Below are 25,434 nucleotides of genomic sequence, written 5' to 3'. Positions count from 1 at the left end.
GCTTCGATGTCGTTTCGCCGGAGCCTCCATGACTCTTCCTACCTATTTCGTGTCCCACGGCGGCGGCCCCTGGCCGTGGATGAAGGACCAATACGGGCCCGCCTACGACAAACTGGAAGCCTCGCTGCAGGCGATGCGGCGTGACGCACCGGATGCGGTGCGCGCGGTGCTGGTGGTGACCAGCCACTGGGAGACACCGGGCTTCATGGTGTCGTCAGGCGCAGCGCCCGGCATGATCTACGACTATGGCGGCTTTCCGCCGCATACCTACCGCATCAGCTATCCGGCGCCGGGCGAGCCGGCGCTGGCAGCCCGCGTGGCGGCGCTCCTGAACGCCGCCGGGCATCCGGCCGGGCTGGATCCGGAGCGTGGTTTCGACCATGGGACGTTCTCGATGCTCTACCCCGTGTATCCGGAAGCGGCAATGCCCGTGGTACAGCTGTCGCTGCGGCGCGATCTCGACCCGCAGGCCCATATCGAGGCCGGGCGCGCGCTGGCGCCGCTGCGTGACGAAGGGGTGCTCATCATCGGGAGCGGGCTGTCGTATCACAACCTGCGGCAATTCGGTCCGGGTGGAGCGGCTGCTTCGCGGGCCTTCGATGGGTGGCTGCAGGAGACGATGGCCCTGCCGCCGGACGAGCGCAACGCGGCGATATTGAGATGGGACAAGGCGCCGATGGCGCGGGTGGCGCACCCGCGGGAGGAGCACTTGCTGCCGCTGATGGTGGCGTCGGGCGCGGCCGCCGACGAAGCGGCGGCCTGCGTGTACCACGAGGATGATTTCTTCGGCAGCCTGACGGTATCCAGCTTCCGGTTCGGGTAGGGTGGACGGGTCCCCCGTCCGCGCGTTCAAACAGTACGTGAACAGCTCGCGCCACATCCATTCATACGGGAGTTGAACGCGCGGTCGGCGAAGCCGACCACCCTACAAAATCACGTCCCGCGCTTGCCGCGCATCGCTTCCTCGGCCTTCAGGGCCGCCTTCTCTTCGGCGATGCGCGCCTTTTCCGCCATCTCGGCCGCGTGCTGCGCCAGGGCCGCGGCGCGGGTTTCCGGCGTCTCCAGGCTGATCCTGCCCAGCGCCCCGGTGCGGTAGTCGTGCAGCAGCACGTGGGCCGCCTTCTCGTAGTCGAAGTCGCCGCCGCGCATGCGGAAGCCCCGGCGCGCCGCCACCTGCTCGATCACGGCGATGCCGTCCAGGCCCTCGGTCTTGAAGCCGTAGCGGGCCGTCAGCAGGTGGGGATAACGCTCCAGCAGCAGGTTGCCCAGGAACTCGGCCACCTCCTCCTCGATCAGGGCATTCGAACCGACCGCGTGGCTGGCCGCCAGCATCAGGCCGTCGCCGGCCATGGCGATCTTCGGCCACAGCATGCCCGGGGTGTCGACCAGCACGATGTGCTTGCCGAGGTAGAGCTTCTGCTGGGTCTTGGTCACGGCCGGCTCGTCGCCGACTTTCGCCACCCGCTTTTTCAGCAGCGCGTTCATCAGGGTCGACTTGCCGACGTTCGGGATGCCCATGATCATGATGCGCAGCGGCTTGGTCGGCACGCCGCGGTGCGGGGCCAGCGACTGGCAGATCTCGGGGATGCGCGCGACGTCCGCCGGCTTCTTGGTCGTCATCGGGTAGGCGGTCACGCCTTCCTGGGCCTCGTAATAGGCTTTCCAGGCGGCGGTCGCGACCGGGTCGGCCAGGTCGATCTTGTTCAGGATTTTCAGGCTGGGACGCTGGCGGAACTTGCGCAGTTCATCGACCAGCGGGTTGCAGCTCGCCTCGGGCAGGCGGGCGTCGAGGACTTCGATCACCAGGTCGGTGTTCTCCATCTGCTCGGCGGCTTCCTTCTTGGCCGCGTTCATGTGCCCCGGGAACCATTGAATGGACATGCTGTGCTTTCGTAATCTTCAATTCAAGGCGCTATTTTACGCTGCCGTCCGCCGCTGCAAGAAACCGCGTGGCCGCCTGACGGCCCAAGCGGCCCATCCCGCACTGGTCTGTTGATACTCTGCAACGCATCGCGCACCCGATGGCCCGACAATGGACTTTTCGCCATCTCACGGAGAACTGCCATGCACCAGGCACCCAAGACTGCGTTGACGCGCTGGATCGTGTTCGGCACCCTGTGCGGACTGATCGCCGTCGCCTGCCTCTTCCAGCGCTTCCCTGTCCTGCCCCTCTGAGCGAAGCCTCGCCCGTCCTCAGGGCTTGCCGCCGCAGGCGCTGGGCGGCAGCGGCTGCGCCGGATCGAAGGCGGCCAGCGCGGCGCGCGCGGCGTTGCGGTCCTTCGCGTACTCGTTCAGGTAACGGCTGCGCTCCTCGCTCTGCCATTCGGCATCCGACACCCCGTCCATCGAACGCGTGCGGCCGGCAAACACGCGGCCCTGCAGGCGCGGCACCAGCAGGCGGTCGGGATCGACGTTCTCGCGCAGCAGGTAGCCGTCGACGTCGCGCAGGGTCAGCGGCATGGCCGGACTCTCGTCCTTCAGGAGCTTGCCGAACACGGTCAGCTTCACTTCGCGCGTGCCGGTCTGCAGCACGTCGTTGAAGGTGGCCACGGCGAAAGGCTTGCCGCGCGCGTCGTCGACGCGGCCGGTGACGATGTAACGCCCCGGCTGGCGCACTTCCAGGCCGAGGTAGTAGTGCAGCGAACCTTCCTCGACCGCCTCGCGCACCTTGCCCGTCCAGGTGGCCGGCAGCACCGGCGTATAGATCACGTCGAACAGGGCGAAGCCGCTGCGTCCTCCCGCCGTGTAGCGCACCTCGGTGCGGATGGTGCCGTGGAAGCCCGCCAGGCCGCCCTGGCCCGGGGCCAGCGTGCCGGCATAGGCATTGTCGCCCGCCACCGGGTCGGCGCCGCCGCCATCGTCGGCGAAGGGCACCGCCACCTGCGGCGTGGGGCGGCTGGCGCCGTAGGTCATGCCCTGGGCCACGGCGCGGGTGATCACGATCGGCAGGGTCTGGCCCTGCGAATCGACGGCGCGCAAGGAAAAGGCGGCCGCTTCGCCGGCGGCCAGGTAGACGTGGGACTGCGAGGTCTGCAGCAGCACGGAGCCATTGGTCGCGCCGCCTTCCATGCGCATGGGGTTGGCCTCGACGACGGGCTGGTTCGGGTGGACCTGGTCGGGATTCTGGGCTACCGGGCGCGATTCCATCGGGTACCTGCTGCCCTCGAGGTAGCTGCAATAGCTGTGGTCGGTGAGCCGGACCTGCTCGACCAGCAGGCGCCGGCGCTCCTGGCGGTCGCTGACGACAGGCAGGCCATCGCCGCCCGGCACGGCGTTCGAGAACTGCGGGCCGGAGGGCGGCGGCGCGGCGGCGGCCTGCGGGGCCGCCTCCGGCTCGCCGCGTCCCAGCCACAGCCCGAGCGCGACGGCGAGCGCCACGCCCAGGCCGATCAGCGGCTTGTTGAAGCTAGAGGGCACTGTTCACCACCGCGCTGCGCACCACGCCGACGATGCCGCCCCAGTTGCCGTTCGCGTAGTGGTTGTAGGCTTCGCTGTCGTCGCGGAAGACCACCGAGTGGTAGCTCCACTTGGCGCTGCCGCCCTCGTTGGCCGCGGTGCCGAGGGTCAGGTCGTTGCAGAACCAGTCGCTCGGGTTGCAATAGGAGCCGCCCGAGCTGCCGGCCGCGCCGCCGGTGCTGTGGTAGGCGACGGCCTCGTCGTCCTGGCCCGGCAGCACGCCCGAATAGGCGGTGCCCTTGGCGGCCGCATACATGTAAAACCAGATGTTGCGGGTGGTGTTGTGGTTGTACATGGCGCGCGCGGTACTGGTCTTGAGGTCCTGCACCAGCGGTTCCGAGGTGGTCCAGGAACCGACGTCCGAGAGCTCGGAGCCGCCGGCCGCGCCGGAAGCCGCCCTCACCCACTTGATGTTCCAGCCGGTCTGCGTCGACCCGTCGCTGTTGCCGCACACGCCGGCGCTGTTCGCGCTGGCGTTCTTCTTGAGGCGCGCCGAGCCGCCGTAGTTGGCGAGCGTATAGCCCATCATCAGGTCGCCCGCGCTATGGGTCACGACGTAGCACCAGTTGCTGCCGGTGCAGAAGCAGTCGAGGGCGTCGCGCACCTTGCCGCTTTGCGAGGCGATGCTGCTGCGGCCGTCCCAGTTGACGGACTTCTTGTTGACCCCGGCCGCAGTGGTGCCGGGGCCCCAGTAGCTGAAGTCGTTGTAGTTGCCGATCGCCCCGCCGCCGGTGCGGCCGTTGATCCAGAGGGTGTAGTTGGCGGCGGCTGCCCAGCCGGATACGAGGAACAGGCACAGCGCGCCGATCATGCGGATTGTCTTCAATGTCGTCTCCAATAGTCGTTGTCTGCCATATTTCTTATGGCTGAGTCCGACTCTATGCCTGACATGCATACGTGTCAATTTTCACAACAGGAAAGGAGTGAAGTGTTGCGATCCTGTCGCAGCTACTGTGCCGTATTCACCACGGCGTCCCGCACCACGCCGATGATGCCGGCCCAGTTGCCGTCCCCGTAGTGGTCGTAGTCCTCGCCGTCGTCACGGAAGGCCACCGAGTGGTAGCTCCACTTGGCGCTGCCGCCCTGGTTGTTCGCGGTGCCGAGCCGCAGGTCGTTGCAGAACCAGTCGCCCGGATTGCACAGCGACCTGCCGGAGTTGCCCGCGACGCCGCCCGAGCTGTGGTAGGCGATCACCTCGTCGTCCTGCCCCGGCAGCACGAAGGAATAGGCGGTGCCCCTGGCGCCCGCGTACATGTAGAACCAGACATTGCGCGTGACGTTGTGGTTGTACATGGCGCGTGCGGTACCGGTCTTGAGGTCCTGCACCAGCGGCTCCGAGGTGGTCCAGGCGCCGATGTCGGACAGCTCGGTGCCGCCCGCCGCGCCGCTTGCTGCGCGCACCCACTTGATGTTCCATCCGGCCTGGCTGCCGGCGCCGCTGTTGCCGCAGACGCCGCCCGCGTTCGGGCTCGCGTTCTTCTTCTGGCGGACCGTGCCGCCGTAGTTGGCCATGGTGTAGCCCATCAGGAGGTCGCCGGCGCTGTAGGTGACGACGTAGCACCAGTTATTGCCGGTGCAGAAGCAGTCGAGGGCGTCGCGCACCCTGCCGCTCTGGGAAGCGATGCTGCTGCGGCCATCCCAGTTGACGGCCTTCTTGTTGACCCCGGCGGGCGTCGAGGACGGCCCCCAGTAGCTGAAATCGTTGTAGTTGCCCGGCGTGCCCTCCGGGCCGCTGCCGGCGCGGCCATTGATCCAGAGGGTGTAGTTGGCGGCGCTTGCGAAGCCGGCGGCGAGGAAGAGGCATAGCGCAAGCCAGGCCCTGAGAGCTTTCATGGTCGTCTCCTTGTTGTTCATTGTCCGACCCGGAGCCCGGTGTCGTGCATGATTAGATGGGAGACGGCCGGCTGTGTTCCGTGCCGGGCGCGGCGCTGGCCACCTGCCTATTCGAGCTCGGCCAGCACCTTCAGGTGGGCCACGACGCTGCGCCCCAGCGCCGACAGGGCGTAACCGCCCTCGAGGCAGCTGACGATGCGCCCGCGCGCGTACTGCTTCGCCACCGCCATCACCTGGCGCGTGATCCAGGCGTAGTCGGCCTCCACCAGCCCGATGCCGCCCATATCGTCCTCGCGGTGGCCGTCGAAGCCGGCGGAGACGAAGATCATCTGCGGCCGGTGCGCATGCAGGGCCGGCAGCCAGAGGTCGGTCACCAGCTTGCGCACGGTGTCGCCGTCGGCGAGCGCCGGCACCGGCACGTTGACGCTGGTGGCCGTGATCGGCTCCGGATCCGAGTAGGGATAGAAGGGATGCTGGAACAGGCTCACCATCAGCACCCGGGCATCGTTGCGGAAGGCGTCGGCCGTGCCGTTGCCGTGGTGGACGTCGAAGTCGACGATGGCCACGCGCTCGAGGCCGTGCACCTCCATCGCATGGCGCGACGCGATCGCGACGTTATTGAAAAAGCAAAAGCCCATCGGTTCGGTGGGCGTGGCGTGGTGGCCGGGCGGGCGCACCGAGCAGAAGGCGTTGTCGACCTCGCCCGCGATCACGGCGTCGGTCGCCGCCACCGCCGCGCCGGCCGCGCGCAGGGCCGCGCGGTAGCTGTCGTGGCAGAGGATGGTGTCGCCGTCGAGCGGATAGTAGTCCCCTGGGGCCGGCACGTTGTCGCGCACCAGCGCCACCGCGCCCGGCGTGTGGTTGCGCAGGATGTCCTCGGGCTCGGCCAGCGGCGCGCTGCGCTGCTCAAGCAGGCCATCGAGGCGCGCCAGGATCAGCTGGTCGTCGATCGCGCGCAGGCGCTCGGGGCACTCGGGGTGCCAGTCGCCCATCTCGTGCCGCAGGCAGTCGGGGTGGCTGTAGATTGCTGTGCTCATGTTCTGGGGGTTCCGTGTGCCTGCTCATCCTTGGCGCACCCTCGCGGCCGATCTCGCATAGAATCGGTGCGAAGGCTTGTTGCCGACGGAGTACAAAGCTTGCCAATGGCGCTAATCTACCATGATGGCGCACCGGCCTGCTCGGCACTGCGCACCGAACGGATCACTGGAACCCTCTATGTTCAATCAACTACACGCGGCCGCGCGCCAGGTCGGCCAGGTCATCATCGGCAAGGACCAGCAGGTCCGGCTGGCCCTGACCTGCCTGCTGGCGGGCGGCCACCTGCTGCTCGAAGACCTGCCGGGCGTGGGCAAGACCACCCTCGCCCACGCGCTGGCGATCTCGCTCGGCCTGAAGTTCAACCGGGTCCAGTTCACCAGCGACCTGCTGCCCGCCGACGTGGCCGGCATCTCGGTCTACGAGCGCGAGACCAACGGCTTCGTGTTCCATCCCGGCCCGATCTTCACCCAGGTGCTGCTGGCCGACGAGATCAACCGCGCCACGCCCAAGACCCAGTCGGGCCTGCTGGAGGCGATGGAAGAGCGCCAGGTCAGCGCCGAGGGCGTCACCCATGCCCTGCCCGAACCCTTCTTCGTGATCGCGACCCAGAACCCGGCCAACCAGGTCGGCACCTTCCCGCTGCCCGAGTCGCAGCTGGACCGCTTCCTGATGTGCCTGTCGCTGGGCTATCCGGACGCCGCCGCCGAGCGCGCCCTGCTGATGGGAGAAGACCGCCGCGCCATGCTGCGGCACCTGCAGCCGGCGATGCAGCCGTCGGAACTGGCCCAGGCCCAGCGCGCGCTGAAGGAGATCCACGCCTCGCCTTACCTGGTCACCTATGTGCAGGCGCTGGCCCAGGCCTCGCGCCAGAACGGCCTGTTCGCCGAAGGCCTGTCGCCGCGCGCCGCGCTCGCGCTGCTGCAGGCGGGCCGCGCCTGGGCCGCGCTGGAAGGACGCGACCACGTCATCCCCGAGGACATCCAGGCCGTGCTGGTGCCGGTCTGCGCCCACCGCCTGCGCCCGCTGCGCTCGGCGCAGGGCATGGCCGTGGCGAGCCGCGACCTCGTCCTGCAGCTGCAGAAATCGGTGCCGGTGTAAATGGCGGTGGCTGGCCGTACCGGGCGAGCGGGTTTCAGGGGCTGGCTGCGGCGCAGCACCGGCAAGTGGCTGCCGCGCCGCGGCGCGCTGGACGCGGGCGAGGTGGTGCTGAGCCAGCGCCGGGTCTTCATCCTGCCCACCCGCGCCGGCATCGGCTTCGCCGTGCTGCTGCTGGTCCTGCTCATCGGCTCGATCAACTACCAGCTGGGCCTGGGCTTCGCCCTGACCTTCCTGGCGCTGTCCTGCGCCCTGGTCGACATGGTCTTCACCTACCGTAACCTGGCCCACCTGGCCCTGCAGCAGGGCCGCACGCCCCAGGTCTTCGCCGGCCAGGAAGCGCAGTTCGAACTCCACCTGAGCAACCGCACGACACTGGCGCGCTACGGCATCTGGATCGACTTCGACGACGTCGACGAGCCGCGCCACGTGGTCGACGTCAAGGCCGTGGGCAGCGCCAGCGTGCTGCTGGCCGTGCCGACCGCGCAACGGGGCTGGCTGCAGCCGGCGCGCGTGGTGCTGTCCACCCGCTTCCCGCTGGGCCTCTACCGCGCCTGGAGCTACTGGCGTCCGGCCGCGCGCGCCCTGGTCTATCCGCGCCCCGAAGAAGGCGCGCCGCCGCTGCCGATGTCGGGCAGCGCAAGCGGCAGCGGGCGCGCGGGCGGCAATGACGACTTCGCCGGCGTGCGCAGCTACCAGGCCGGCGACTCGCCGCGCCAGCTGGCCTGGCGCCAGATCGCGCGGCTCGATCCCGAACTCGGCGGCCAGCTCGTGACCAAGCACTTCGAAGGCGCGACGGGCGACGAGCTGGTGCTCGACTTCGCCGCCCTGCCCGTCTACCTCGACGTGGAACTGCGCCTGTCGCGCATGACGCGCTGGGTGCTGGACGCCGAGCAGCGCGCCCTGCCCTACGCCTTCCGCCTGGGCGCCCTGCACTACGACGCCGCCAACGGCGCGGCCCACCAGGCGGCCTGCCTGCGTGCACTCGCCCTGTACGGCCTGGAGGCGGCATGAAGGATCCGGTCAAGCCGCCGCTGTTCGCCCTGCCGCTCCCGCGCGACAAGGCCGACACACTGCTGCTGCTCGGGAGCGCGGTGCTGGTGCTGGCGCCGCACACCGCCCACCTGCCGCTGTGGGTCTCGCTGCTGTGCGCCGCGACGCTCGCCTGGCGCGGCTACATCACCCTGCGCGGCAAGCGCATGCCGTCAAGCCTGGTGCTGCTGCCGATCGCCGCCGGCGCCATGGCGGGGGTGCAGTTCAGCTACCAGACCCTGCTCGGGCGCGATGCGGGCGTGGCCATGCTGGTGCTGCTGGTCGCCTTCAAGATGCTGGAGATGCACGCGCGCCGCGACTTGTATGTCGTGATCTTCCTGTGCTTCTTCCTGGTGCTGACCAACTTCTTCTATGCCCAGGGCATCGGCACGGCAGTCCTGATGGTGGTGGCGGTGCTGGCCCTGCTCACCACCCAGATCTCCTTCCAGTTCACCGGCGCGGTGCCGCCCCTGCGCGCGCGCCTGGCGATGAGCGGCAGGATGCTGCTGTTCGCGGCCCCGGTGGCGATCGCCATGTTCTTCGTCTTCCCGCGCCTGGGCGGTCCGCTGTGGAGCATGCCGGGCTCCGGCGGCAGCGGCGGCGGCAAGTCGGGGCTGTCGGAACGCATGGCGCCGGGCCAGATGTCGAACCTGGCCATGTCGGACGACCCGGCCTTCCGGGTGCGCTTCGACGGCCCCGTGCCGGACAAGGCCAGGCTGTACTGGCGCGGCCTGGTGCTGGACGCTTTCGACGGCACCGCGTGGACGCGCGGCGGTTCACGGCCGGGACTCGACAACGTCTCCCTGCGCGTGCGCGGCGAAGCGGTGCGCTACGAACTGACCCTCGAACCCTCCGACACCCGCTGGCTGTTCACGCTCGACATGCCCGGCCACCTGCCCGAGATCGACGGCTACCGCAGCGTGGTCTCGCACCAGATCGAGCTGACCAGCGACCGCGCCCTGGAGGGGCGCGTGCGCTATGCGATGACCTCCTACCCGGACTACACGCTCGACGGCGGCGAGACGCTGGTCGAGGCGAACCAGTGGCTGCTGCTGCCCTACGGGTACAACCCGAAGGCGCTGGCGGCCGGCCTGGCCCTGCGCAAGATCGCCGACCCGGGAGAGCGCGTCAACACGGTGCTGCGCCAGTTCCGCGAACAGCCCTACAGCTACACGCTGGAGCCGCCGCTACTGGGCCGCCACTCGGTCGACGAATTCCTGTACGGGACCCGGGCCGGCTTTTGCGAGCACTACTCGGGCGCCTTCGTGTTCCTGATGCGCGCGGCCGGCATTCCGGCGCGCGTGGTCACCGGCTACCAGGGCGGCGAAGTCAATCCCATCGACGGTTTCATGACGGTGCGCCAGTCCGACGCCCACGCCTGGGCCGAGGTCTGGATGCAAGGCCGCGGCTGGGTGCGGGTCGACCCGACCGCCGCCGTGGCGCCGGAGCGGGTGCGCCGCAACCTCGCCTCCGCGGTGCAGCCGCCGGCGCCCTTCGGCATCGACGCGCTGCGCGGCCTGTCGCTGTTCCGGGCCGGCGAAGACTCGCTGCTGGTCAAGCTGCGCAACGCGATCGGCGCGGTCAACAATGGCTGGAACCAGTGGGTGCTGAACTACACGCCGGAACGCCAGGCCGGGGTGATGCAAAGCCTGCAATCCACCCTGTCGGACTGGCGCTTTGCCTTGGTTGCAAGCCTGCTCGTCCTGGTGTTGCTGCTGGCCAGAATTTTCTATCGCCGCAAGGCAATTGACCCTATCGAGGCGGTATACTCCGTCCTATGCAAGCGCCTCGCCCACCTGGGCCTGGCACGCGCAGCGGACGAAGGGCCCACCGCCTACGCGGCCCGGATCGCGGCCTCGCAACAACTGGCGCCGCCATCACGCGAAGCCGCCGTCGAGTTCTTGCGCCGCTATAGCGCCTGGCGCTATGCGCCGCCCCAGCCGGAGTCCAATCCGCGGCTGGCCGCCACCTTGAAGAGTCTATTGTCACAGCTTAGATGAAATCGTTTGTTCCCCTGCTTGCCGCACTGGCCATGGCGTTTTCCCCGATCGGCAGCACGCCGGCCGCAGCGAAGGATGCTTCCGCCCACAGCAAGACCAAGGCCTCGAAAGCCAAGGCCGGCAAGACCAAGGTCAAGGCTAAACAAGGCAAGCGCATTGCCATCAAGTCCACCCGCGTGATCAAGGCCGCACCCGCCGCCGCCGTGATCGACTACGACGGCGAGCACAGCAACTTCCTCGAATGGCAGGCGGTGCGCGAGTTCATCGAGGAGATGGTCGCCCAGCACGGCTTCGATCGCAGCGAGCTGGAATCGCTGTTCGGCCAGGCGCGCTTCATCGACTCCGCGGTCCAGCTCGTGAAACCAGCCCCACCGGGCAAACCCAAGAACTGGCAGGCCTACCGCGACCGCTTCATCGAGCCGATCCGCATCGGCGCCGGCGTGCGCTTCTGGAACGAGAACGCCCAGGCCCTGGCGCGCGCCGAGGCGGCCTATGGCGTGCCGGCCGAGATCATCGTCGGCATCATCGGCGTCGAAACCATCTATGGCCGCGATACCGGCAAGTTCCGCGTGCCGGATACCCTGACCACCCTCGCCTTCGCCTATCCGGAAACCCCGAACCGCGCCAGCCGCATGGCCTTCTTCCGCAGCGAACTGGCCAACACCCTGGTGTTCGCGCGCGAGCACAAGCTCGATCCGTTCTCGCTGCTGGGCTCCTTCGCCGGCGCGGTCGGCATGCCGCAGTTCATGCCGGGGAACATCCTGAAATTCGGCGTCGACTTCAACAAGGACGGCCAGATCGACCTGCGCAATTCATCCGAGGATGCGATCGGTAGCGTGGCCAACTTCCTGGTCCAGCACGGCTGGAACCCGGAACACCGCGGCAGCCCGGTGTTCGCCGCCGACGTGTCGCCGAATCACGCCTGGGAACCGCTGCTGGAGCGCGGCCTGGCCGCCACCCTGCGCCCGGAGGAATTGCGCGCGGCGGGTGTGACGACCGCGACCGCCGTGCCGGCCGAGCGCCTCTACGGCCTGGTCGATCTACAGAACGGCGCCGAAGCGACCGAGTACTGGGTCGCCAACGATAACTTCTTTGCCATTACCAAGTACAACCGGAGTTATTTCTATGCCATGTCGGTGATCGAACTCGGCCGTGCGGTGAGTGCGGCGCGGGCCGATTAAGCGTTGCTGAATGGGAAACTTTGTATCGATTTGTAACTGGATTTCCCGTCGCACCCTGTCGTAAAACCACCACTTCTTCCGCATACCCCCCAGGGGTATGCGCGCTTGACCCGTAGATTCTCCATAGAAACATCTACGCGGCCCTCATACCCCCTGTTTTCTTAGTATTCTGTCAGCGGTTTTCATACCGTGCGGCATCAAAGCCCCGTTCACACTACACTTTTGATTGACCAAAAAATAATAACCATTTCCGTGAGTTTGTGAGAGAATTGCATTGCGGCTATTGTTGCGATGAGACAACAATTCCGAAGGGAAGACCCTGATTCTTATTACCATTAAGTATCAGATAAGAAATTAGTTGTACAATTGAATAGAAAATTACGAAATTACCTGTCTGGAGCCGGGCGCCGCATGAGGCTCCGTCCAACCCAAAAATAGGATATTGAATCATGACAAACCAAGTCGGCATCGACATGAACAGCGATTCGGAGTCCGATGAACTCCTGCAGTACAACCCGAATCGCCTGCTCGACACCCTGATCGAGAACCTCCGCCTGAAGAACGACGCAGCACTGTCGCGCGCCCTGGAAGTGGCGCCGCCGGTGATCTCGAAGATCCGCCACCACCGCCTGCCGGTCGGCGCTTCGCTGCTGATCCGCATGCATGAAGTCAGCGACCTGTCGATCCGCGACCTGCGCTACCTCATGGGCGACCGCCGTGCCAAGTTCCGCATCAGCGACAAGCAGTTCAAGCCGAAGGAAGGCGCTGCGCCCAAAGAGGCGTGATGCCCGCCGGGCAAGTCTCGGGCATCGTCAGCGGCGATGTCCGGGTCCGCGAAAACAGCCAGGGAGCCATCCGCCAGGATGGCTCTTTGCATTCAGGGGTCCGGCGAGTTGGCGGCGCGCAGGCGCGCCAAGGTGGCGCGTGCGCCCTCGAAGTCGAACCCCGCGATCTGAGCAGCCAGTTCCGCTGCCGGCGAATCCGCCGCCGCATGGGCTGCGACGGCCTCGCCAAGGTCGAGCGCACGCATATTCCCATCCTCCAACAACCGCTCGAGCTCCTCGAGGTCGACCGTCTTCGCCAGCGGCACCCGCGCCGCGTCCATGCCCGCTCCAGCCGGAACGGCGGCGGCGACGGCAAGCCGTAGCGCGGCGCATGCCTGCGCGAGGCTGTCCGGCGTGATAGCCGCAAGCTCCGCCGCGACTTCCGTTTCTATCTTGCGCAGCGCCGGCGCATGCCGGTCTGCGGCGCTGGTCACCTGGCGCAGGCTGCGCTCGACCCCGGCCAGCCGCCCGACCAGCGCGGTCGCGCCAATGGTGGCGCCCGCCCCTTTCAGGCTGTGGATCGCCGCGGCGGCCGCCGCGTACTCACCGGACGCGAGCGCCACACGCGCCTGTCCGGCCAGCTTCACCGCATCGGGCAGGAAGGCGTCGAGGCTGCGCACATAAATGGCAGCGTCGTTGCCGAAACGCGCCAGCACTGCCCGCAAGGCGCCGCCGGCCGCGGGCGTTGCGGGCGGAGCGATCGGCCTCAGGGCATGTATCAGGGCCTCCAAGTCGATCGGCTTGCCGAGGTGCTCGTTCATTCCTGCATCCAGGCAGCGCGCGCGGTCGTCCTCGCCCGCATTGGCGGTCATCGCGATGATCGGCAAGGTGGCGCCGAGCGCGCGCCGGATTCGCCGAGTCGCCTCGAGGCCGTCCATTACCGGCATCTGCATGTCCATCAGCACCGCATCGGGGAGACGCTCAGCGCTCAGCAGGAACTCGACGCCGTCATGGCCATTCTCGGCCAGCGCCACTTGCGCACCTTCGCTTTCGAGCAATTCGCGCGCAACCTGGCGGTTCACCGCATTGTCCTCGACCAGCAGAATGCGCATGGCTTCCAGACGTCGCATGCGCCGCGCCGCCGGGCGCGCCGCGGCTCGCGGCGCCATGGCGCGCGCCACCGCTTCGTCTATCAGGCGGGGGGTGACCGGCTTGGTCAGCACGCCGGCGTACGGGGCCTCGGCCTCGCGGCCATGCTCGATCAGCAGCATTTCGCGTCCCGCCGCCGTCACCATCAGCACGATCGGCGCCTCCTCGCAGTTACGCCGGATCGCCTGCGCCGTTTGCAGCCCATCCAGGCCCGGCATGCGCCAGTCGAGCAGCACCACGTCGAACGGACAGGCCGCGCCTGTCACCAGCGCCAGCGCCTCGGCGCCGCCGCCGGCCAGGGTGGCGTGCCAGCCCATGCCGCCGACCATGCGGCGCAACGCGTCGCCGGCCTCCGGATGGTCGTCCACCACCAGCACCCTCAGCGGGGCGCGCGCGGCCGACGCCGGCGCTGGCGCCGTTTCGAGAGCGATGTCGAACCAGAAGCGGCTGCCGACGCCGGGCGTGCTGTCCAGCCTGAGCTCGGATCCCATTTGCGCCAGCAGGCGCCGGCAGATCACCAGTCCCAGTCCGCTGCCGCCAAAGCGGCGCGAGATGGATGCCTCGGCTTGGGTGAATCCTTCGAAGATGCGGTCGCGCACCGATGGGTCGATGCCGATGCCGGTATCCTGCACGGCCACACGCAGCCGGACCGCGTCGCCATCCTGCGCAAGCAGTTCGATCGATACTGAGACATTCCCGCGCTCGGTGAACTTGAGCGCGTTGCCCGACAGGTTCATGAGGATCTGCTGCAGGCGCAGGCGGTCGCCCACCAGGCAGGCCGGCAGGCGCGGATCCAGGTCGAACAGGACTTCGACGGGCTTGCCGCCCTGGTTGCCGGACAAGACGGTGGCGAGGTCGCGCATCAAGCCGTCGAGTTCGAACGGGTGGGGGTCGAGTTGCAGCTTGCCGGCCTCGATCTTTGAAAAGTCGAGTACATCGTTGAGCAATTGCAGCAGGGCGCACGCCGCCTGCTCCGCCTTGTTGGAATAGTCTTGCTGGCGAGTGTCGAGCTGGGTCATGCGCAGCAGCTGTAGCATGCCGATCACGGCATTGAGCGGGGTGCGGATCTCGTGGCTCATATTGGCAAGGAAGCTCGACTTGGCATCGCTGGCGGCATCGGCCTGCTCCTTGGCGTGGCGCAGCGACATCATCAGTTCCTTGCGCGCCGTGACGTCCACCGCCACCCCAAGGTAGCCGTCGATGCTGCCGTCCGCCGCGTGGATGGCGCTGACGATCAGCGACACGGCAAGGCGGCTGCCATCGCGCCGCACATAGGTCCATTCGCGCGTCTCGGCGCCGTCGCGCGCCGCCGGCGTGACGAAAGTGGCGAAGCCGTCGACCGGTCTGCCCTCGGCGGCGCTGAGCTCGCCCGCCCGTGCCGCCACTTCGTCCGAGTCGTGGAACAACAGCGGCGTTGTGCGTCCGACCATGTCGTGAGAATCGTAGCCCAGCATCAATTCTGCGCCACGGTTAAAGACGGTGATCAGGCCCTCGGCATCGGTCGCCACGATCGCGACGCCGGTGGCGGCGTCTAGCACGCCGCCCAGTAGCGCGTTGAGCTGGCTGAGCTGGGCGGTACGGCTGGCCACGGTTTCTTCCAGGCGCGCGTTGGCGGCGTGCACCATCTCTTCGTTCGCCTTGCGCTCGGTGATGTCACGCACCGTGACCGCCAGACCGTCGACCCTGCCGTCGGCGGCGCGCACCGGCGACACCGCCAGCCATACGTCGATCAGGTGCCCGTCCTTGTGGCGGCGGCGGGTTTCGAGGTCGGCCACGCTGTCGCCGTCGCTCAGCCAAGCCAGCATCCGGCTTTCCTCGTCCAGACGGTCGGACGGCACCAGCAGTTCGGCCGCGGTGCGGCCGAGAGCCTCGTGACGGGCATAACCGAACAGGAGTTCGGCGCCGCGGTTCCAGCTCGTGATGTGCCCGCGCAAGTCCTTGCCGATGATCGCGTCGATCGAGGAATCGACGATCGCAGCCAGGCGCGCGCGCTCTTCCCGCAATTCGCTCTTGCGCTCGCGCGCGGCCGAGACCAGCAGGGCCAGCAGGGCCAGCGCCGCGCTGGCCGCCAGGCCCACTGCCAGCACCGTCGTGGACTGGGTCAGTCCCTGCTGGGCAGCGAAGGCCTCGCCCGCGTTCAGGGTCAGGCGCCAGCGGCGCCCGAACACGGTGGTCTCGGTGCGCGCCTGCAGCACGCCGGGACCGGAGGCGGCGACCGGCAGCACCACTTCGCGCCCGCCGTCGGTGATGTCCTCGAGCCCCAGCGCCACCTGTTCGGCCGGGTCGATCAGATCGCGCAGCACGGTGGCCGCTTGCAGCGGCGTGTAGGTCCACCCCACCAGATGGGTCTTGCGTTCAGCGGCGGCCGGGATCACTCCGTAGTCATATACCGGCAGCAGGAGCAGGAACGCCTGGCCGCGCGCGCCGCCGGCCTGCACCAGCGTGATCGGCGCGGTCAACTGGGCGCTACCGCTGTCGCGCGCCGCCAGCGCGGCGCGCCGGCGGTTCGGTTCGGAAGCCAGGTCGAGTCCGAGCGCCATGCGGTTGCCGTCGATCGGCTCGATCAGCTGGATCACGAAGCGGTCGCCGGTGCTCGGTGTAAACTGGCGCAGCGCAAACTGGCCGTGAATGGCGCGCTGGCGCGCCAGGTAGGCGACCTCCTCGGCCTCGGGCACGCGGCGCACGAAACCGAAGCCTCTTGCGCCGGGAAATTCATGGACCACGTCGATATTCGCCAGATAGCCCGCCAGCTGCGGCTGGGTGGTGCGGTCGGGACCGGTCACCTGCAACAGGCCGCGCATCCCGCGCAGCACGTTGCGGTAGTTCTGCAGGCGTTCGCCGACGCCGTTCGCAGCGCTGTCCAGGATCCGTTGCAGGCGCCGTTCCAGCACCTGGCGGTTGTCGCGCTCCTGGTATTGGGCAGCCGCAACGCTGAGGATGGCGCCCAGCGCGAGCAGGACCGCGGGCAGATAGAGCAGGCGCCGTTTCACGATGCGGCAATGCAGGCGCGATCACGTCCCGCTTGCTTGGCAAGGTAAAGCTGCTGGTCGGCCTGGCGCAGCATGAGGTCGATCTCACACTCACTTCCCCGGTCGACGCACACAACCCCGATGCTGACGGTAACAATTTCTCCAGCATCCGAGCGCAGGTGCGGCAGGGCCAGGCGCGCCACCTCGCGCCGGACCGCCTCTGCCAATCTTACTGCCGCCGCGCAGTCGGCGCCGGGCGCCAGCAGGGCGAACTCCTCACCGCCATAGCGCGCCACGAAGTCGCTCGGCCGCTGCAAGGCGCGCCGGAAGGCGCCGGCCACCTGGCGCAGGCAATCGTCTCCGGCCTGGTGGCCGTAATGGTCGTTGTAGCGCTTGAAGAAATCGACGTCGGCCAGCATCAGCACCAGCGCGCCGCCATCGCGCTGCGCGCGCGCCGCTTCGCTGGCGATGCGCTCGTTGAAGTAGCGCCGGTTGGGGATCTCGGTCAAGCCGTCGATGTAGGCCATGCGCTGCAGCATCTCTGCCTGCAGCTTGAGTGCAAGATGTACCTGCACCCGGCGACGCAGTGTCATCGGATTGAAGGGCTTGCTGACGAAATCGACGGCCCCGGCCTCCCAACAGGCGGATTCTTCGTCAAAATCGGTACTGGCGGTAACGAAAATCAGGGGAATGCCGCTGGTATCGGGTTCGGCCTTGAGCCGCCGCGCGGTCTCGACGCCGTTCATTCCGGGCATGACCAGATCGAGCAGGACCAGGTCAGGGCGGTGCTTGAGACAGGCGGCAATGCCCGCCTCGCCCCCCGTTGCCATCAGGACCTCATGATCGGGAGCGAGGGCCTGGTACGCCGTGCGCAGATTGATCGGCTGATCGTCGATCACGAGGATGGTGCCTCGTCCGGAAGCGAGTTGCGCGGTTTCACTGCTGAACATCAACAAAGCCCCTATTCGTTGGACAAACCGTCCGCACGCCTGAACGCCGCGCCAAACGCCCGTTTAGGAATTGCCTCAAGGCGATTCAGAATGTCCCTAGTGTATCATCAATTTCCTCAAATCAACTCTCAGCGTTGCTGAAACGGAACACGGTTAGGCAGGAAAAACGCCGGTCGACAGGTAGCGGTCGCCCCGGTCGCACACGATGAACACGATGGTCGCGTTTTCCACGGCCTGCGAGACGCGCAGCGCCACTTCGCAGGCGCCGGCCGCCGAGATGCCGCAGAAGATGCCCTCTTCCGCCGCCAGGCGCCGCGCCATCTGCTCGGCCGCGGCCTGGCTGACCGGCTCGACCTGGTCCACGCGCGCCTTCTCGTAGATCTTCGGCAGGTAGGCTTCCGGCCACTTGCGGATGCCGGGGATCGACGAACCCTCTTCGGGCTGGGCGCCGATGATGCGGACCGCCTCGTTCTGTTCCTTCAGGTAGCGCGACACGCCCATGACCGTGCCGGTGGTGCCCATGGCGCTGACAAAATGCGTCACGCGGCCTTCGGTGTCGCGCCAGATCTCTGGACCGGTGGTCTCGTAGTGCGCGCGCGGATTGTCGCCGTTGGCAAACTGGTCGAGGATGATGCCCTGGCCGTCCTTCTGCATCTGGTCGGCCATGTCGCGCGCGTATTCCATGCCGCCCGACTTCGGGGTCAGGATGATCTGGGCTCCGTAGGCGGCCATGCTCTGGCGGCGCTCGATGGAGAGGTTGTCCGGCATCAGGAGGACCATCTTGTAGCCGCGGATCGCCGCCGCCATCGCCAGCGCGATGCCGGTGTTGCCGCTGGTCGCTTCGATCAGGGTGTCGCCCGGCTTGATCTGGCCGCGCTCCTCGGCGCCGCGCAGCATCCACATCGCGGCGCGGTCTTTCACCGAGCCCGCCGGGTTGTTGCCCTCGAGCTTGGCGAGGATGACGTTGTTGCGGGCTGCCGCATCCGCGCCGGGAAGGCGCACCAGCCGCACCAGCGGGGTGTTGCCGATTGTGTCTTCGATGGTCTTGTAAGCCATTCCTTGCTCTTTCGCGATTTCGTCAAACCGCTATTCTAATCCGGTCCGCAAGGTGGCGTACGAGACCGGCCTCTAGGGCGAGGCCGGTCCGCGATGCTGCCGGATCAGCGCTGCGGCATCGGATAGGTGGCGACGCTGACGTTGCCGTCCTTGTCCACCGCCTGCACGCCGAAGAACACATTGTCCTTCGACAGGTCGACGGTCGCCTCGGTCACGTTGCCGACCCACTTCGAACCCTGCCAGTTGGCGGCGGTGGTCTCGCGCCAGACGATGCGGTAACCCGCCACGTCCGGCTCGGGATTCGTCTGCCACATCAGGGTCGAATCGTTGGTCAGCTTGTCGGTGCGCAGCTTGACCCCCTGCGGCGCGGCCGGGGCCAGGGCCAGCGAGGCCAGCGTCGCGGCGTTCACCCGGGTCACCTTGGCGATGTAGTCGACATCATTGAACTCGGCCAGGTCGCCATAGACCTTGCCGTTTTCGGTACGCAGGTCCTGGTGCTGGTGCGCGAAGTCTTCCGCCGGCTCGGTGAAGCGCAGCGCGGCATAGCCCTGTTCCAGGAATGGCATGTGGTCGCCGCCGCGCAGGTAGCGGTCGGCGCGGTGGATGACGGACACCTTGAAGTCCTTCACATAGCGCTCGCCCTGCTCTTTGGTATGGCGGGCCAGCTGGCGCGAGAGCGAATCGCTGTCGCCGCCGGTGGCCACGAGCTGGCGCACGGCCTCGCTCATTTCCTTGGTCGCCGGAATGCTCTGCGAGAACAGGCGCACCTGCTTGTCGTCCACCTTGCCGTTGTCGGCGCGCGAGCTGCCGATGATGTCGTTGGTGAACATGCCGGCGATGTTCAGGTTCTTCTGGCGCGCCTGCGTCGCCCAGTGGCGTGCGCCCAGCAAGCCCTGCTCTTCCGCGGCGACCGCCATGAACACCAGGGTCGCGTCGAACTTGTACTTCGACATCACGCACGCCAGTTCCATGATGGCCGCGGTGCCCGAGGCGTCGTCGTTGGCGCCGGGCGCGTCGGCGGTGTAGTTCATCACGTCGGACACGCGCGAATCGTAGTGGCCGCTGGTCACGTAGATACGGTCCTTCGAGGCGTCCTGGCTGCCCGGCAGGGTGGCGACCACGTTGACGATCTCGGTCGGGCGCGAGATGCGCGCCGATACCGGGGCGATATGGCTGTCGAACGCCACCTGCAGCTTGGTGCCGGCGCCGCAGCGCTCCAGCTCGGCCTTGATCCAGCGGCGCGCGGCGCCGATGCCGCGGGTGTCGGATTCCGTTTCCGACATCGTGTGGCGGGTGCCGAAGCTCACCAGCTTGGCGACGTAGCCTTCGATGCGCTTGGGCGAGACATCGGCGAGGATTTTCTTGATTTGCGGCTGCTGGCGCGTCAGGTCCGGCGCGGCCGGCGCGGCCGGCGCGGCGTTTGCGGACGCGGCGGTGGCGAGCAAGGCGGCCAGCAGAGAAGAAGAGATGCGGGCGTGAGGCATGCGTACCTTTCTATTCATGGAGGTGCAATATGACACGCACATCTTCTCATGCGAATTGGGCCGTGTCAGTCAATACGTGCGCCACGCACTTTGCCGCGCCAGCATGACGTGCCGCAGCAGGATCCAGGACCCGCCCCCCGCAGCCGCCCTGGACGATCAGTGGCGGCCGATCGCCATCCGCGCCGGCGGCGCAGCGTCGTTGGCCGCGCCGAGCCGGAACACGCTCACCACGTCCGCCAGCCGTTGCGCCTCCTGTTCCAGCGACGCCGTCGCCGCGCCCGCTTCCTGCACCAGGGTGGCGTTCTGGCGGGTAGCCTCGTCCATCTGGCCGATGGCTTGGTTGACATGGCCGATGCCGGCGCTCTGTTCGGCGCTCGCGCGGCTGATCTCCGCCATGATGTCGGTGACGCGGCGCACCGACTCCACGATGTCGCTCATCGTCGAGCCCGCTTCATCCACCAGACGCGCCCCCGCGTCCACGCGCTCGACCGAGCTGCCGATCAAGCCCTTGATCTCGCTGGCCGCCGCCGCGGAACGCTGCGCCAGGTTGCGCACCTCGGTCGCCACGACGGCGAAACCGCGGCCCTGCTCGCCTGCGCGCGCGGCCTCGACCGCGGCATTCAGCGCCAGGATATTCGTCTGGAACGCGATGCTGTCGATGACGCCGATGATGTCGACAATCTTCTTCGACGATTCGTTAATCGTCGCCATCGTTTCGACCACCTGGGAGACAACGGCGCCGCCCCGCAGCGCGACTTCCGACGCCGACTCTGCCAGCGCATTGGCCTGGTGAGCGTGATCGGCGTTCTGACGCACGGTGGCGGTGAGCTGCTCGACCGAGGAACTGGTGGCTTCCAGCGTACCGGCCTGGCGCTCGGTACGGCTGGAAAGATCGCGGTTGCCGTTTGCAATCTCGGTCGACACGCTGGCGATGCTGAGGGTACCGTTGCGCACCTGCTCGACGATGGCGACCAGGCTGTCGCGCATTCCCTTCATGGCGAACAGAAGACTGCTGCGATCGCCCGGCGCGGTCTCGATCTTCACGCCGAGGTCACCTGCCGCGATGGCGCCGACGATCGCCGCCGCATCCCCCGGCTGGCCGCCGAGCTGGCGCAGCAGCCCGCGCGCGATATACCATGCGCCGGCTGCGCCGATCGCGATCGCGCCCACGCACAACAAGGTCATCCAGCCGAGAAATCCCGACGCCATGCGGCGTGCGCCGTTCGCCTGTTCATTGTTCAGCTTTTCCTGCAGGTCGATGAACGTGTTGATGCTCGCCAGCCAGTCGACGAAGGCCGGCGCAGCCTGTTGCGACAGCAGCCCCGCGGCGTCCTGCGTCTGCCCGGCCGCCTGCAGCGCGACCACGCGCTCGATCAGCGGCTTGGTACGGCGCTCCTGCTCCTTGATCGCAGCCAGCGCGTCGCGCTCGGCGGGCAGGATGCCTTCCAGTTGCTGGAACAGCTTGTCCAGGGGTACGGCCGACTGACCGTAGCTGTCGTCGAGCGTCCTGATCAATTTAGCCGGCGCCGCGGCGCCGGCGGGGTCCGCCGCCAGCACGACGTCGCGCAGGGCGATTGCACGGTCATGGACACTTCCACGGAAATTGATTGCGTAGCGCTGCTTGACGTTGTTGACGTCGTTGATATGGTTGAGGACGCGCTCGATCTCGCCCACACGGCTGACGGCCAGTGCCGTCAGGGCAATCATGAGAAGAAACACCGCGCCATAGCCTGCGGCCAGACGCGTACCGATGGAGAGGGACTTTTTGCTCATGGTCTTCGTTCTAAAAAAGGGGTCGTGCAAAAGAAACAAGTATATTTTCTTCGCGGCAATGACCAACTATAGCACAGCGTCTGCCTCTATAATCAAATTCGTCAATTATCTCGCTCGATCGTTACTTTTTACAACATTGTTCAGGCGCTCGGCCCGACCCAGCCGTTGAAACCCGCGTTTCCGCGGGCCTCTTTCACCGCTACATTGCCGCCTTCTTCTCGACCGCCTTGTCCTTAGCCTCTTTCTTGGCCGCCGTCTTGTCCGGCTTGGCCATGCCAGCCTCCATCGGCTTGCCGTTCACTACCAGCCCCGCCTCCGACAGCTTCATGGCCTTCTTGCCCTTCATGCCCTTGATGCGGTCCTGGAAATCGCCCCAGTCCCTGAACTCGCCCTTGGCGCGTTCTTCCAGGATCATTTTCGACATGCTCGGGCCCACGCCCTTGACGCCGTCCAGCGCGACTGCGTCGGCCTTGTTGACGTCCACCTGGGCGAAGGCAAAGCCGGTCGAGGCAAGCAGCGCGGCAACCGCAAGTACCAGTTTCTTGATCATGTTCTCTCCGTGATGTTGAGGACGATGACCGGCGGGCGCCGGCCATCCTTGCCCTAACGGAGAAGCCCGGCCGCCGTTGACGGCCCGGGTTTGAGCGAGCTCAAGCGGGGAACAGTTCCTCGCGGGTGACGGTCGCCGTGCCCAGCTTGCCGACCACGATGCCGCCGGCCCGGTTGGCGGTGGCCAGGGCCTCGTCGAGCGGCGCGCCCGCGCCCAGCATGGCCGCCAGGGTGGCGATCACGGTGTCGCCCGCGCCCGAGACGTCGAACACCTCGCGCGCGTCGGCGTGCACGTGCAGCACTTCCTTCTCGCTGTACAGGCTCATGCCCTCTTCCGAACGCGTCACGAGCAATGCCATCAGGCCCAGCTCGGCGCGCAGGCGCTGGGCCTTTTCCGTCAACTGCTCTTCCGTCTTCCAGCCGCCGACCACGCGCTGCAGCTCCGAGCGGTTCGGGGTCAGGATGCTCGCGCCGATGTAGGGCGTGAAATCGTCGCCCTTCGGATCGACCAGCACGATCTTGCCGGCGGCGCGCGCGGCCTTGACCATCTCGGCCACGTTCACCAGCGCGCCCTTGTTGTAGTCGGACAGGATCACGACGTCGTAGTCGGGCAGCAGGGCCTTGAACTGGTCGAGCTTGTCGCGCAGCACGGTCTCGCTGGGCGCGTCCTCGAAGTCGATGCGCACCATCTGCTGCTGGCGGCCGATGACGCGCAGCTTGATGATGGTCGAGTTCGCCTCGTCACGCTTCATATAGCTGTGGATCGAGGCCTCGCGCAGCAGCTTCTCGACTTCGTCGCCCGCCTCGTCCTGGCCGGTCACGCCCAGCAGGCCCGTGTGGGCGCCGAGGGCGGCGGCATTCCTCGCCACGTTGGCGGCGCCGCCCAGGCGCTCTTCGCGGCGCTCGATGCGCACCACCGGCACCGGGGCTTCCGGCGAGATGCGGGAAACGTCGCCGAACCAGTAGCGGTCGAGCATCACGTCGCCCACGACCAGCAGGCGCACGCCGGCGAGGTTGGGAGCCGCCTCGCGGCGGAAACTGTCTGCCGCCAGCAGGCGGCTCGGGGTCAGGTTGCTCATCTTGCTCAGTTCATCACGTTCAGTTCTTCGGTGCGGCGCGGCGGATAGGTTTCCCAGCGGCTGCAGCCCGGACATTGCCAGTAGAACTGGCGCGCCTTGAAGCCGCAGTGGCTGCACTGGTAGCGCGCCAGCTTCTGGGTGTAGCGCTGCACCAGGTTCTTCACCATCGACAGCTCTTCCCAGACATGGGCCGGGGCATCCATCAGCCGCGCTTCCAGCAGTTTATCCAGGCCCAGCAGGGTCGGGTTGCGGCGCAACTCCTCGATCACCAGCTGCTTGGCAGCTTCCACGCCGTCGAGTTCGATCACTGCCTTGAACACGACCTCGATCAGGTCGATCGAGGACGCTTCCGCCAGGTAGGCGCGCAGCAGGTTCACGCCTTCCTGCGGACGGCCGACCTTGCGGTAGCCGTCCATCAGGCGTCCGGCCACCAGGGCCACATGCGGCACGCTCTGCTGCTCGACGCGGCGCCAGGTGAGCAGGGCCGCCTCGGTGTCGCCCTCGGCCAGTTGCGCATCGCCGTAGAGGATGGTGGCGCGCACGCTGGAGCGGTCGGCCTGCAGGGCCTTGTCCAGCAGGGCCATGGCCTCAGCCGGCGGCAGGTGCACCAGGGCATCCTGGGCCAGCTCGCAGTAGAACTGGGCGATTTCCTTCTGGCGCGCGCCGGCGCCGGATTCCTGCAGGCCCACGGCCACGTCGATGGCGCGGCGCCATTCTTTCTCGCGCTGGTAGATTTCCAGCAGGGCCTTGCGGGCCTGCACGGCGTAGGTGGTGTCGACCAGCAGGTTGAAGGTTTCCTCGGCGCGGTCCAGCAGGCCCGCCTTCAGGTAGTCCATGCCGAGCTCGTAGCGGGCATGGGCTTTCTGCTCGGCCGGCAGGTCGGGACGGGCCAGCAGGTTCTGGTGGACGCGGATGGCGCGCTCGGTCTCGCCGCGGCGGCGGAACAGGTTGCCGAGGGCGAAGTGCATGTCGGCCGATTCCGGATCGAGCTTGAGGATCTCGATGAAGGCGTCGATGGCCTTGTCCGGCTGGTCGTTGAGCAGGTGGTTCAGGCCCTTGAAGTAGCCGCGCGGCAGCGAGCGCGATTCGGAGACCAGTTCATTGATGTCGACGCGGGCGGCGATCCAGCCCAGGCCGAAGAAAAAGGGGATGCCAAGCAGCATCCAGATTTCGAATTCCATGTGTTCTTGTTCTGTGTGTGGCGCCGCGGGTCAGCGGGCCGGGTTCACGGCGTCCGGCGTCGGCTGGGCATTGCCGGTGCCGGTGCCGGCAGCGCTCTGCAGGGCCTGGATGGTGTTCTTGTGCTGCGAGGTCTGGCGGCGCTGGCGGAACACGGTCGGGGTCAGGGCCAGGATGCCGAGGGCGGCGCCGGCGATGAAGAAGGCCAGCAGCATCAGCACCAGGGGACCGCGCAGTTCGTAGTTGAGGAAGAAGTGCAGGTCGACTTCCTGGGTGTTCTTCAGGGCGAAGCCGAAGAACAGGACAAAAAGGATGATACCGGCGATGGTCGAAACAAATTTCATCAGCAGTGCCCGCTGGTTGGATAGGCAAATGAGTACGCAAAGGCGAAGTGTCGCATATCCAACATGATATATGCAAAAGCCGAGGTGGCGCTGAAGCATGCATGGACGAAAAAAAACGGCGGCCCCGAGGGGACGCCGTTTGTGTCTGCCTGTGGCAGACTCCGCTTGCGCAGACGACTTCAGTCTTCGATGATCGGTTGCCCAACCATCGCATCCACCCGCTCGCGCAACTGCTTGCCCGGCTTGAAGTGGGGCACCCGTTTTTCGGGCACCATCACCTTGTCGCCGGACTTCGGGTTGCGGCCGATGCGCGGGGGCCGGCTGTTCAGCGCGAAGCTGCCGAAACCGCGGATCTCGATGCGCTGGCCCGTCGCCAGGGCGTTGGTCATTGCATCGAGAATGGTCTTGACGGCAAACTCGGCATCTTTCGCCACCAGCTGAGAATAACGCTCAGCCAGGCGGTTGATCAGCTCGGACTTGGTCATCTGGTCGCCTCGAAAAGG

21 protein-coding genes are annotated in these 25,434 nt (G+C 67.2%); 6 read left to right on the top strand and 15 right to left on the bottom strand.

Annotation, left to right across the window (positions count from 1 at the left end; all coding sequences use genetic code 11):
• The first annotated feature begins 28 nt into the window (after nt 1-28).
• Nucleotides 29-823, top strand: coding sequence for a DODA-type extradiol aromatic ring-opening family dioxygenase (locus ACQ7JA_RS00220; RefSeq protein ID WP_430893765.1), 795 nt, complete (start codon nt 29-31; stop codon nt 821-823).
• Between the two features lie 110 nt (nt 824-933).
• On the opposite strand, the gene ylqF is transcribed toward ACQ7JA_RS00220, so the two are convergent.
• The 5 genes from ylqF to ACQ7JA_RS00195 all read right to left on the bottom strand — a co-directional run bounded on the left by ylqF (nt 934) and on the right by ACQ7JA_RS00195 (nt 6,326).
• A complete protein-coding gene (ylqF, locus tag ACQ7JA_RS00215) occupies nt 934-1,881 on the bottom strand; it encodes a ribosome biogenesis GTPase YlqF (RefSeq protein ID WP_430893763.1) in 948 nt (315 codons plus the stop codon).
• A 312-nt stretch (nt 1,882-2,193) separates the two neighbouring features.
• Complete coding sequence (locus ACQ7JA_RS00210; RefSeq protein WP_430893761.1) at nt 2,194-3,417, bottom strand: hypothetical protein; 1,224 nt, start codon at nt 3,415-3,417, stop codon at nt 2,194-2,196.
• Nucleotides 3,407-4,282 (bottom strand): hypothetical protein, encoded by an 876-nt coding sequence (locus ACQ7JA_RS00205; protein WP_430893759.1) that lies wholly within the window; start codon nt 4,280-4,282, stop codon nt 3,407-3,409. The genes ACQ7JA_RS00210 and ACQ7JA_RS00205 overlap by 11 nt, the downstream gene beginning before the upstream one ends.
• 122 nt (nt 4,283-4,404) lie before the next feature.
• Nucleotides 4,405-5,289 (bottom strand): hypothetical protein, encoded by an 885-nt coding sequence (locus tag ACQ7JA_RS00200; protein ID WP_430893757.1) that lies wholly within the window; start codon nt 5,287-5,289, stop codon nt 4,405-4,407.
• 107 nt (nt 5,290-5,396) lie between these two features.
• Nucleotides 5,397-6,326 carry a histone deacetylase family protein gene (locus ACQ7JA_RS00195; protein ID WP_430893755.1) on the bottom strand — a complete coding sequence of 310 codons (930 nt, stop codon included), beginning with the start codon at nt 6,324-6,326 and terminating at the stop codon, nt 5,397-5,399.
• A gap of 178 nt (nt 6,327-6,504) precedes the next feature.
• Here ACQ7JA_RS00195 and ACQ7JA_RS00190 point away from each other — a divergent pair, with 178 nt between their 5' ends.
• The 5 genes from ACQ7JA_RS00190 (at nt 6,505) to ACQ7JA_RS00170 (ending at nt 12,420) form a co-directional block, all read left to right on the top strand.
• Entirely contained in the window at nt 6,505-7,425 is a 921-nt protein-coding gene (locus ACQ7JA_RS00190; RefSeq protein WP_430893753.1) for an AAA family ATPase, read from the top strand.
• Between the two features lie 6 nt (nt 7,426-7,431).
• Nucleotides 7,432-8,436, top strand: a complete 1,005-nt coding sequence (locus ACQ7JA_RS00185; protein ID WP_430893751.1) for a DUF58 domain-containing protein — start codon at nt 7,432-7,434, stop codon at nt 8,434-8,436.
• A complete protein-coding gene (locus ACQ7JA_RS00180) occupies nt 8,433-10,454 on the top strand; it encodes a transglutaminase TgpA family protein (RefSeq protein WP_430893749.1) in 2,022 nt (673 codons plus the stop codon). The genes ACQ7JA_RS00185 and ACQ7JA_RS00180 overlap by 4 nt, the downstream gene beginning before the upstream one ends.
• A complete protein-coding gene (gene mltB / locus ACQ7JA_RS00175; protein WP_430893747.1) occupies nt 10,451-11,635 on the top strand; it encodes a lytic murein transglycosylase B in 1,185 nt (394 codons plus the stop codon). Before ACQ7JA_RS00180 ends, mltB begins: the two co-directional genes overlap by 4 nt.
• Nucleotides 11,636-12,084: 449 nt before the next feature.
• Nucleotides 12,085-12,420 (top strand): hypothetical protein, encoded by a 336-nt coding sequence (locus ACQ7JA_RS00170; protein WP_036216124.1) that lies wholly within the window; start codon nt 12,085-12,087, stop codon nt 12,418-12,420.
• A 92-nt stretch (nt 12,421-12,512) separates the two neighbouring features.
• Here the strand turns inward: ACQ7JA_RS00170 and ACQ7JA_RS00165 are convergent, their stop codons facing one another.
• From ACQ7JA_RS00165 to ACQ7JA_RS00120, 10 genes are all read right to left on the bottom strand, one after another.
• Nucleotides 12,513-16,538: a response regulator gene (locus ACQ7JA_RS00165; RefSeq protein ID WP_430893744.1), complete on the bottom strand. Its 4,026-nt coding sequence runs from the start codon at nt 16,536-16,538 to the stop codon at nt 12,513-12,515.
• On the bottom strand, nt 16,535-17,467 hold the full coding sequence (locus ACQ7JA_RS00160; protein ID WP_430893742.1) for a diguanylate cyclase: 933 nt from the start codon (nt 17,465-17,467) through the stop codon (nt 16,535-16,537). The genes ACQ7JA_RS00165 and ACQ7JA_RS00160 overlap by 4 nt, the downstream gene beginning before the upstream one ends.
• A 153-nt stretch (nt 17,468-17,620) precedes the next feature.
• Nucleotides 17,621-18,523, bottom strand: coding sequence for a cysteine synthase CysM (cysM, locus tag ACQ7JA_RS00155; RefSeq protein WP_430893740.1), 903 nt, complete (start codon nt 18,521-18,523; stop codon nt 17,621-17,623).
• A gap of 104 nt (nt 18,524-18,627) precedes the next feature.
• The gene (locus ACQ7JA_RS00150) at nt 18,628-20,007 is read right to left on the bottom strand and encodes a M28 family peptidase (RefSeq protein WP_430893738.1); all 1,380 of its coding nucleotides are present in this window, start codon (nt 20,005-20,007) and stop codon (nt 18,628-18,630) included.
• Nucleotides 20,008-20,163: 156 nt separating this feature from the next.
• Nucleotides 20,164-21,780 (bottom strand): methyl-accepting chemotaxis protein, encoded by a 1,617-nt coding sequence (locus tag ACQ7JA_RS00145; protein WP_430893736.1) that lies wholly within the window; start codon nt 21,778-21,780, stop codon nt 20,164-20,166.
• Nucleotides 21,781-21,979: 199 nt separating this feature from the next.
• Nucleotides 21,980-22,330 (bottom strand): ComEA family DNA-binding protein, encoded by a 351-nt coding sequence (locus ACQ7JA_RS00140; RefSeq protein WP_430893734.1) that lies wholly within the window; start codon nt 22,328-22,330, stop codon nt 21,980-21,982.
• Nucleotides 22,331-22,430: 100 nt separating this feature from the next.
• Nucleotides 22,431-23,408, bottom strand: coding sequence for a D-glycero-beta-D-manno-heptose-7-phosphate kinase (rfaE1, locus tag ACQ7JA_RS00135; protein WP_430893731.1), 978 nt, complete (start codon nt 23,406-23,408; stop codon nt 22,431-22,433).
• A gap of 5 nt (nt 23,409-23,413) precedes the next feature.
• Nucleotides 23,414-24,589 (bottom strand): lipopolysaccharide assembly protein LapB, encoded by a 1,176-nt coding sequence (lapB, locus tag ACQ7JA_RS00130; protein WP_430893729.1) that lies wholly within the window; start codon nt 24,587-24,589, stop codon nt 23,414-23,416.
• A gap of 30 nt (nt 24,590-24,619) precedes the next feature.
• Complete coding sequence (locus ACQ7JA_RS00125; RefSeq protein WP_430893727.1) at nt 24,620-24,931, bottom strand: LapA family protein; 312 nt, start codon at nt 24,929-24,931, stop codon at nt 24,620-24,622.
• A gap of 179 nt (nt 24,932-25,110) precedes the next feature.
• A complete protein-coding gene (locus ACQ7JA_RS00120; RefSeq protein ID WP_027864826.1) occupies nt 25,111-25,416 on the bottom strand; it encodes an integration host factor subunit beta in 306 nt (101 codons plus the stop codon).
• Between the last annotated feature and the right edge of the window lie 18 nt (nt 25,417-25,434).

This window comes from Massilia sp. BKSP1R2A-1, from assembly GCF_050586525.1.
GTDB lineage: Bacteria > Pseudomonadota > Gammaproteobacteria > Burkholderiales > Burkholderiaceae_D > Telluria.
Note: the sequence above shows the minus strand (reverse complement) of the source record. Positions and strands in the feature narration are given on the sequence as shown.